5 protein-coding genes are annotated in these 9,096 nt (G+C 63.4%); all 5 read right to left on the bottom strand.

Going from position 1 to position 9,096, the window contains the following annotated elements; all coding sequences use genetic code 11:
- The coding region (locus AC1DX0_RS25620; protein ID WP_477357278.1) for an ABC transporter ATP-binding protein at positions 1-1,045 on the bottom strand (1,045 nt) is incomplete at its 3' end.
- A gap of 47 nt (positions 1,046-1,092) precedes the next feature.
- Positions 1,093-2,250, bottom strand: coding sequence for an ABC transporter permease (locus AC1DX0_RS25615; protein ID WP_477357276.1), 1,158 nt, complete (start codon positions 2,248-2,250; stop codon positions 1,093-1,095).
- A 12-nt stretch (positions 2,251-2,262) separates the two neighbouring features.
- A complete protein-coding gene (locus tag AC1DX0_RS25610) occupies positions 2,263-3,297 on the bottom strand; it encodes an ABC transporter permease (protein ID WP_477221852.1) in 1,035 nt (344 codons plus the stop codon).
- A gap of 227 nt (positions 3,298-3,524) precedes the next feature.
- On the bottom strand, positions 3,525-5,183 hold the full coding sequence (locus AC1DX0_RS25605) for an ABC transporter substrate-binding protein (protein WP_477357274.1): 1,659 nt from the start codon (positions 5,181-5,183) through the stop codon (positions 3,525-3,527).
- Between the two features lie 253 nt (positions 5,184-5,436).
- A partial coding sequence (locus AC1DX0_RS25600) for a translocation/assembly module TamB domain-containing protein (protein ID WP_477357272.1) occupies positions 5,437-9,096 on the bottom strand: 3,660 nt, incomplete at its 5' end.

The following is a 9,096-nucleotide window of genomic DNA, read 5'->3' as shown; positions in this document are numbered from 1 at the left end:
CATTGACCTTCTTGGCGCCGGGCGGCAGCGCTTCCCAGTCGATCTCGTTGAAGCGCACACAGCGCGAGAAATGGCCCTCGTGGCCAGCGACCTCGATCATCGGGATCTCGGCGGCGTTGCAGACGCCCTCGACGAAATGGTGGCAGCGCGGGCCGAAATTGCAGCCCTTCGGCCGCTCATGCGGCAGCGGCAATTGCCCCGGGATGGAGATCAGCGGCCGCGAATTCTTGTCGGCGCCAGGCAGCGGGATCGAACGGAACAGCCCTTGTGTGTAGGGATGGCGCATCCGGTCGAACACGTCCTTGATCTTGCCGGTCTCCACCGCTTCGCCCGAATACATCACGGTGATGCGGTCGCAGGTTTCCAGGATAAGGCCGAGATTGTGCGACACGAAGATCATCGAGGTGCCGAACTTCTCGCCGAGCCCCTTGACCAGTTCGACGATACCCGCTTCCACCGTCACGTCGAGCGCCGTCGTCGGCTCGTCGAGCAGAAGCAGCGCCGGCTTCGACAGCAACGCCATGGCGATGACGATGCGCTGCTGCTGGCCACCGGAGAGCTGGTGCGGATAGGAGCGCATCATGCGCTCGGGGTCCGGAAGCTTGACCGCGCGTACCATGTCGAGGGAGCGTTTGTAGGCCTCCTCCTTCGACACCTTGTCGTGGATCAGAGGCACTTCCATCAGCTGCTGGCCGACCTTCATCGCCGGGTTGAGGCTGGCCATCGGCTCCTGGTAGATCATGGCGATCTTGTTGCCGCGGATGGCGCGCAGCTCCTCGTCGGACAGCTCGCCCATGTCCTTGCCCTGGAACTTGATCTTGCCGCCGACGATCTTTCCGATGTTGGAAAGGTCGCGCATGATGCCGAGCGACACGGTCGACTTGCCGCAGCCGGATTCRCCGACGATRCCCATCGCCTCRCCSGGCATGACCGTGCAGGAAAAATCCATGACGGCCGGTATCTCGCCCTTGCGGGTGAAGAASGAGATCGAMAGGTTCTCGATCTCGATGATCGGCTCTGCGGGATTTCGAACTGCCTCGTTCATGGGTCGCTCCAATCCAATTTTACCAGATGCGGGCCGAAGCCCGTCAATCAGTCTTTCATCGATTGCTCACGCAACGAGTCGGCCAGGAGGTTGAGCCCCAGCACGAACGACATCAATGCGATCGTTGGCGGCAGCGCCGGGTGGATGAAGGAGCGCAGCAAGCGGCTGGCGTCCTTGATCGCCGTGCCCCAGTCAGGACTTTCCGGCGCCAGGCCGAGGCCGAAATAGCCCAACGTACCGAGCAGGATCGTTGTGTAGCCGATGCGCAGGCAGGCATCGACGATCAGCGGTCCGCGCGCATTGGGCAGGATCTCCCACAGCATGATGTACCAGGGCGATTCACCGCGCGTCTGCGCCGCCGCCACATAGTCGCGCGTCTTGATGTCCATAACCAGGCCGCGCACGATGCGGAACACGCCGGGGCTGGAGGCGAACACCACCGCCACGAAGATGTTGAGCTGGTTGGGATCGATGTGGACGATGTGCAGCGGGTCCTTGTCGAACACCAGGCCGAGATAAATCCAGCCACCGACAATCAGGGTGATGCCGAGCAGGATGTAGATCCGGTCGGGCCRGTTCTTGTAGCGCGTCCAGAACAGCACGCTGAAGAAGATGATCGGAAACAGGAAGAACACCCCGGCCATGGCATAGGGGATTGGCGTGTCCATGATGCCCGGCGTCACCAGCAGGTAGAACAGCAGGATCACCGGGAAGGCCAGCACGAGGTTGGCCAGGAACGACAGCACGGTGTCGATCTTGCCGCCATAATAGCCCGCCGGCAGGCCGAGCGTGATGCCGACCATCAGCGCGAAGCCGGTCGCCGCCGGCGCGATGATCAGCACGATCTGGCTGCCATAGACCATGCGCGAAAACACGTCGCGCGCAAGCTTGTCGCCGCCGAACAGATAGACCAGACCTGACTGCGGCTCGACCGCGCCCGGCAGCACGTCCTTCATCACGGGGATCTGGGCCAGCGGATCAAAGGGCGAGATGGTCGCCGCGAAGATCGCCGTGAACAGCCAGAACAGGCAGATACCGACACCGACGATGCCGACGCCGCTGTCGAACAGCTGGCCGTAGAGCGCGAGCTTCTTCTTGTAGGCGAAGCTCGCCCCCATGACGATGATGAGCGCGATCCAGACCGGCCAGAAGCGCGACAGCACTTCGAGAACGACGGTGAAGGCACTGATATATTGGACCTGCATCCGCTTCGCCCCCTACTGAACTCTGATACGCGGATTGAGAAACGCGTAGCCGACATCGGAAATGAGCTGCGTGATCAAGACGATGAACACCGAGACCAGCGAGCAGCCGAGCAGCAGGTCGATGTCGTTGTTGCCGGCGGCCTCGACCAGCGTGTAGCCAAAACCCTGATAGCGGAACATCACCTCGACGATGACGACGCCGGTGAGCAGCCAGGGAAACTGCAGCATGATGACGGTGAACGGCGCGATCAGCGCATTGCGCAGCGCATGTTTGACCACCACGCTGCGGAAGGAGAGACCCTTCAACCGGGCGGTGCGGATATATTGCTGCGTCATCACCTCGACCATCGAGGCGCGCGTCATGCGGGCGATATAACCGATGCCGTAGATCGCCAGCGTCATGACCGGCAGCGTGAAATTGTAAAAGGTGATGCCTTGGCTCGCCGACGCGGCCGAGCCGTTCAGCCAGCCAAGCCAGGAGGCGAAGATCACGGTGAAGATGACGCCCGACACATATTCGGGTGTCGCCGTCGACGCGATCGAGGCCACCGACAGCACCCGGTCGGTTCGCGAACCCTCGCGCATACCGGCCAGGATGCCGATCAAGAGCGAGATCGGCACCATCACCACCAGCACCCAGAACATCAGGATGCCGGTCGCGCCAAGTGCCGGGAACAGCTTGGAGGCGACCGTTGCCTTGAACTTGGTCGAGCAGCCGAAATCACCCTCGAAAACGCCGGCGAAGGTCGGCACGATCGGATCATTGCAAAACGAGAAACGCTGCGCCGGCTTGCCGGTCGCCGGATCGGTCACCGGCTGCTTGGGCATGACGCCCAGCCATTGCCCATAGCGGACGAAGAAGTTCTGCCGGTAGCCATGCCCGGCCAGCCAGCTCTCGAGCTGCTCGGCCGACGTATGCATTTCGGTCTGGCTGATCGCCAGCTTCTTCAGATTGGGCTCAAGGTTGATCAGGAAGAAGACGACCATGGTCAGGCACAGCATCGTCAATGCCATGGTGCCAAGACGCCTGATAACGAAGGAAAGCATGGCGGCCCCCTGCCGATGGGTTGGGGTTTGAGCCGGCTATGAAAGCCAACCCTGCCGTGACCGGCGAGGCTGGCCGTCAAACAGGCCTTCGGATGCGATCAACCCTGTTTTTGTTGCATGACCTTGCCCGGGAGTCCGCAACTTTTTTAGAGAAGCGCGGACCAACGGGGACAGATGATGCAAACAGCAGGGAAAGAGGCTGACGCCCCTTTCCCTTGTCGGTGCGATCAAGCCTGGTCGAGCCAGATCTTGCCGTAGTCGCGCTCGAAGGTCGGGTGCATCTTGTAGTTCTGCACCGCCTTGACCGAGTGGCTGTAGAGCTTGCGCCAGTAGGGTTGGATAATGATGCCGGAATCCTGCAGGATCTGCTCGATATCCTTCATCATTTCCTTGCGCTTGGCGGCGTCGGCAACGGCGAGCGCCGCATTGAGCTTGGCATCCCACTCGGGGTTCGACCAGCCAGCCTCGTTCCAGGCCTCGCCGGTGCGATAGGCCAGCGCCAGAACCTGGACGCCGAGCGGCCGCATGTTCCAGTTGGTCATCGACAGCGGATACTTCAGCCAGTCGTTCCAGAACGTCGAACCCGGCAGCACGGTGCGCTTCACCTTGATACCGGCGTCGCGCAACTGGGCGGCGATCGCATCGCCGGTGTTCTTGTGCCAATCCTCGTCGACGGTGATCAGTTCATGTTCGAAATCGGCCTGCCCGGCTTCCGCCATCAGCGCCTTCGCCTTGGCCGGATCACGGGCAACCTTGGGCAGCTCGTAATATTCCGGATGGATCGCGCAGACATGGTGGTTCTCGGCGACCGAACCGGCATTGCCGTAGCCGAGCTGGAGGACGACGTTGTTGTCGACCGCAAGCTGCAGCGCGTTGCGCACCTTCTGGTCGCCATAAGGCTTGTTGTTGACGTTGGTGCGGCAGACGATAGTCGAGGCGGTGACGACCTCGGACTTGACCAGGTCCATCTTGTCGAGGATCGAGACATAGTCGGCCGAGGTCTCGAAATTGGTGTGCACTTCGCCTGCTTCGAAAGCGCTGACCATGGCTGCCGGATCGGTGCCGTAGTCAATGAACTCCAGGCCATCGAGGAACACTTCGCCGTCCCACCATTTGTCGTCGGCGCGGCGCTTGTAGACCACTTTCTGGCCGACATCATAGGAGACGAGYTCGAACGGRCCGGTRCCGATCGGGCAGGCYTTGAARTCRCCGCCCTTTTCGTCGAAGGWCTTGTGGACGAYGAGAGCRACRTAGTCRCAAATGCCGGGRATGATCGAGATGTCGGGCTTGGTGAGCGACAGCTTGACGGTCATGTCGTCGACCTTGGTAACCGCGCCTTCACGCAACTTGCCCGTCTTGTCGTCGAACAGCGTGCCAAGACGGCCGGGCATGGAATTGCCTTCGGCGGCCTTCTCGCCCCAGCGGTTGAAGTTGTGCACCACGTCATCGGCGGTGAAAGCATCGCCGTTGTGCCAGGTCACGCCCTTGCGCACATGCAGTATGTACTGCGTGGCGTCGTCGTTGACGTCCCAGCTTTCAAGCAGATAAGGGCGGAACGTGTATTCGGTGGTGTACTTGACCAGTGGCTCAAGCGCCTGGCGCTCGGCATTGGCGATTTCCGACCAGTCGGCCTTGCGTGGGTCCTTCGGATCCTTGATCCACTGGGCGATCTTGAGAGTGCCGCCCTTCTTGCCCTTTACCTCATCCGCCTTTGCCGGCGTCGGATCGGCGAGACCGAGCAGGCCATAGGCCATCGCCGTCGAGGCGCCGAAGACGCTGGCGAGCGCCAGGAATTCGCGGCGATCGACATTACCTGCCTTGGCTTCTTCGGCCATGGCCAGGATGTGATCCGGAACGCTGTCGCCATTACTCTTATAGATTGTCATGACTAACTCCCATTGTTGGCTTTCCGCCGATTAACATTCCGCATCCAGGCCATGATGTCAAAGACGGCTTGGATTGGGAACATGTTAGCGAATGTGCAACTTTGAAAAGGGAGCGGTACGCGCGATAGCGACAGTCTTGACGCAAAATTGCTAGTGCGCCCAGATTCCGCCAGAATCTACTCAGGGCGATTAAACTGAGACTTTTGCACTGGTTACGACAGCGCCAGTCCGGGCCATGGTGGAGGGCCAGCCCTCAATATTCTTTTTCGTAGAAGATGCCGCCCTTGGCCTCGCCGGCATCAGTCGCCTCGCCGCGCAACTTGACGCCGCGCCCGACATTGAGGTCGATGGTCGCCTTGCCCGAACCCGGCTTGTCGCCCTTCTGGATGGTCACATAGGTGCGGTCGTTYAGATACTTGCCSGYCGAGACCGMYGTGCCGCCCTGGTCGTCGGTGGTGACATCGAGATCGTCGACGCCGATGGCGCTGCGCAGGTTCTCCAGCAGCGACGTCGAGCCGCCGACGCCGGCCAATTGCCCGGCCGCTTCGGCCAGCTGCGCGATCTGCAGCGGCGACAGGTTCGACATCGAGCGACCGAAGATTAGTTGCGCCAGCACCTCGTCCTCGGGCAGCGCCGGCACCGATGAGAAGGTGAATTTCGGATTGGTCGCCTCGCCCGACACGACGATGGTGACGGTGGCGCCGGTCGTCGTCGTGGTCGCGGTCAGGTTGAGGTAGGGCACCAGCGAGCCGGAGAAGCCGACGGTACCCTCGGTGAAGGTCAGCCGCTTGCCGAGGATCGACAGCCGCCCGCGCTGCAGGGTGAAGGTGCCGACGGCCTGCGGCGACGAGGCCGGGCCGGTCAGCTTGAGCGAGCCGCCGAGCTCGGCATCGACGCCCCTGCCCTGGATGAATATCTGATTCGGCGCATTGACGGTGACGTCAAGCACAAGCCCGCTGCCGCTGCCCTTGCCGCCGGCCGTCGCCGGCCGCAGCGCCTTGTCCTGCGCCTTGACCGCGCCTGGCGCGTTCTTGTGCTTGACGTCGAGCGCCGAGAGCGAGCCCGGCAATTTGTCCGGAACCGTAATGACGGTCTTGGCGAGGTTGACGGTGCCGGCAATCACCGGTGCCGATGTCAGCGGCCCCTTGATCGTCAGGTCGCCGCCAAGATTGGCGGTCACCACGCGCCCGTCCGTATAGCGGCCGTCGGTGAGCTTGATCGACAGGTCGGCCGGAAAACCTTGCGCCGGGTTGATGCCGACCGTGCCACTGGCCGACAGGCTGCCGCGCGTCGACARSGTKCCGGTGAGCCGGTTGATCCTGGCGACGCCGCCGCCGATCGAGACATCGGCTGTGAGATCGTTGACGGCGAGCCCCGAGCGCGCATCCACCAGCCGCGCACCCGAGGTGCTGATGCTGCCGCCGATGCCGGGCGATGTCGCCGGACCGCGCACCTGGACATTGACATTGGCGGTTCCCGTCAGCGCCAGGCCTTGCGCGGCCAGCTTCTGGCTGAGCATGCCGAACGGCACGGCGCCGTTGAAGTCGAGCACCAGCGCCGGCGTACCTGCCGTCGTCACCGTGCCGCCGCCCTTGAGACCAAGTCCGCCGCCATCGCTGAGATTGGCGTTGAAGGTCAGCTTGTTGCCGGCAAAGGTGCCGGACGAGGAAACACTCACTGCGCTAACACCGGCGCCTCGGGTCTGCGATGTCTGCACGCCGGCCGCGTCAATATTGAAGGCAACGGCCGGACTGGAAGGCGCGCCGGTCACCTTGACCGTGCCGGAAATCGAACCGGCGGCATCGAGGCCAGGCGAGAAACTGTTGGCGAGCGACATCGGCACCCGCGCCAGCGTCGCGTTGATGTCGAGCGCCTGCCCGACCTTGCCGGTCACMGTCGCCGTGCCGCCGCCGAGRTTGAGCACCAGCCGGTCCAGCGACGTCGTGCCATTGGCGATACTGATCGTCGAAGCCTGGGCGATGGCCGCCTTGATGCCCTGGACGGTCGCCTGGCCGGAAGCAAGCTCGATGGTGGTGGTGCCATTGGCCACCTTCACCCGGCCGGCGGCCTTGGCCGGAATGCCCTTGACCGTGGCGCCGCCGGAAAAGCCGGTCCAGTCGCCGTCGCGCTTCAAATCGACATCGATGCCGCTGATCACGGTGCCGCCCGATGTCACCGTGTCGGCGCGGATCTTGCCCGAGATCACCGGAGCGGCAAGATAGTTGGCGATCAGCGCGTCGATGGAAACGGCCTTCGCCTGCAGGTCGCCGCGTGTGATCGAACCGGTCGCTGCCTTGATGGCGACCTGGGGTGCCGCGCCGTTTTTCGAGAAGGCGATCGTGCCGCGCACATCGCCTTCGGCCTTTTCCAGCGCCAGCGCGGCGAGCGGCCCGATGTCGGGCAGGTCGAGCGAGATCGTGCCTTCCGGCACGAACTTGTCGTCCAGCGCCAGATCGCCGGAGATCTTGTTCTTGCCCAGCGATAGAAGCAGGCCATTGATGGCGCTCTTGCCGTCCGCCGTTGCCAGCACAGCGCTGCCTTGCAAGGCCTGTCCCGCGACATTGCCGGTCAACTGCACACTCGCCGCTGGATTGGCGGCATCGGCCTTGCCGGTTGCCGTGAGCTTCAGTCCGGTGATCTCGCGCTCCGCCACCAGCAGCCGATCGCTGTTGATGGTCAGCGACAGATCAGGTGCGATGGCCGGCCCCTGTGCATTGAGCGCGAAGGCAATGGCGCCCTTGGCGTCCTTGGACAGCAGCGAGATGTCGCTCAGAGCGCCTTTGATGTCGGCGGCCAGCTTGTTGTCGGCAAGGCTCGCTTGCCCGCCGGCCGTCAAAGCGCCAGAGGTCAGCTTCAATCCATCTATATTGATACTGCCGTTGGGGTCGCGCTTCAGCGTGGCGCTGATCTGCGCGCGTTCGCCGAGCATGCCGCGCGCCGCCGCCGGCAAGGCCGATGATGGGGCATCCGCACTCAGCTTGAGATCGATGGTGCCGTCGCGCAGTGACACCTGGCCGGCGACCTGGCTGTTGAGCGCATCGCTCTTGAGCGAGCCGCTGTCGATGGCGACGCCGTCCGATGTCAGCCGGGCATTGAGCGCGGCCGTGACCTTGCCGGCGATCAGCGGCGCGATCGCGGCATTGTCGAGCCCGACCTTGTCCACCGACACCGTGCCCGAAACCGGTCCAGCGCGGTTCTTGAGGTCGAAAGCGTCCGAATGCAATGCCAGGGCAAGTCCTTCCACCTTGGCCGGGCTGGTGGTGACCGAAGGCAGGATCGCGGAGACATCGAGGCGGGCCTGCGTGCTCTCGCCCGCCACCTTGGCCGACAAGGACCGGACCTCGATCTTCACCGGGCTCGCGGCACTTCCGAACGTCAGCGGCAGGCTGGGGCCGGATGAGGTGAGATCCAGTGCAAAATCGCTGGCGCCGTTCGGATTGATGGTGCCGGTGGCCGTGCCGGAAATCTTGTCACCGGACAGCGTCGCATGGTCGAGGGCGACGCCGCCGGCCAAGGTATAGGTGCCGGCCGCATCGACCGCGAGCGGCCCGAGCCCGGCCTGGCGGGTCTGGCTGGTTTCGACGCCGGCAAGCTGCGCATTGAACCGAACCTCCGGAGCAGCCGGCATTCCCTTAACTTGCGCCGTGCCGCCGAGCGTACCCACTGCATCGAGGCCGGGCRMGAAATCATTGGCAAGCGCCGCCGGCAGCGCCGAGAACTGTGCTGCAAGATCGAGCGTCTGGCCGGCGCTGCCCGATAGCGTCACCGTGCCGCCGCCAATGTCGAGCGCCAGCTTCTCGATGCTGGTGGTGCCATTGGCGATGGTCAATGTCGAGGCTTCAGCGATTGCCGCCTTGATGCCGCGGACCGTGGCTTCGCCCGAAGCGATCTCGACGCTGGTGGTGCCCTGGGC

The organism is Mesorhizobium sp. P3_A9 (assembly GCF_056402975.1).
This window is presented reverse-complemented; position numbering and strand designations above follow the sequence as displayed.

What these genes read in the sequence shown, in the direction of transcription:
- AC1DX0_RS25610 (WP_477221852.1), bottom strand. Translation starts at nt 3,297, where the DNA reads ATGCTTTCCTTCGTTATCAGGCGTCTTGGCACCATGGCATTGACGATG.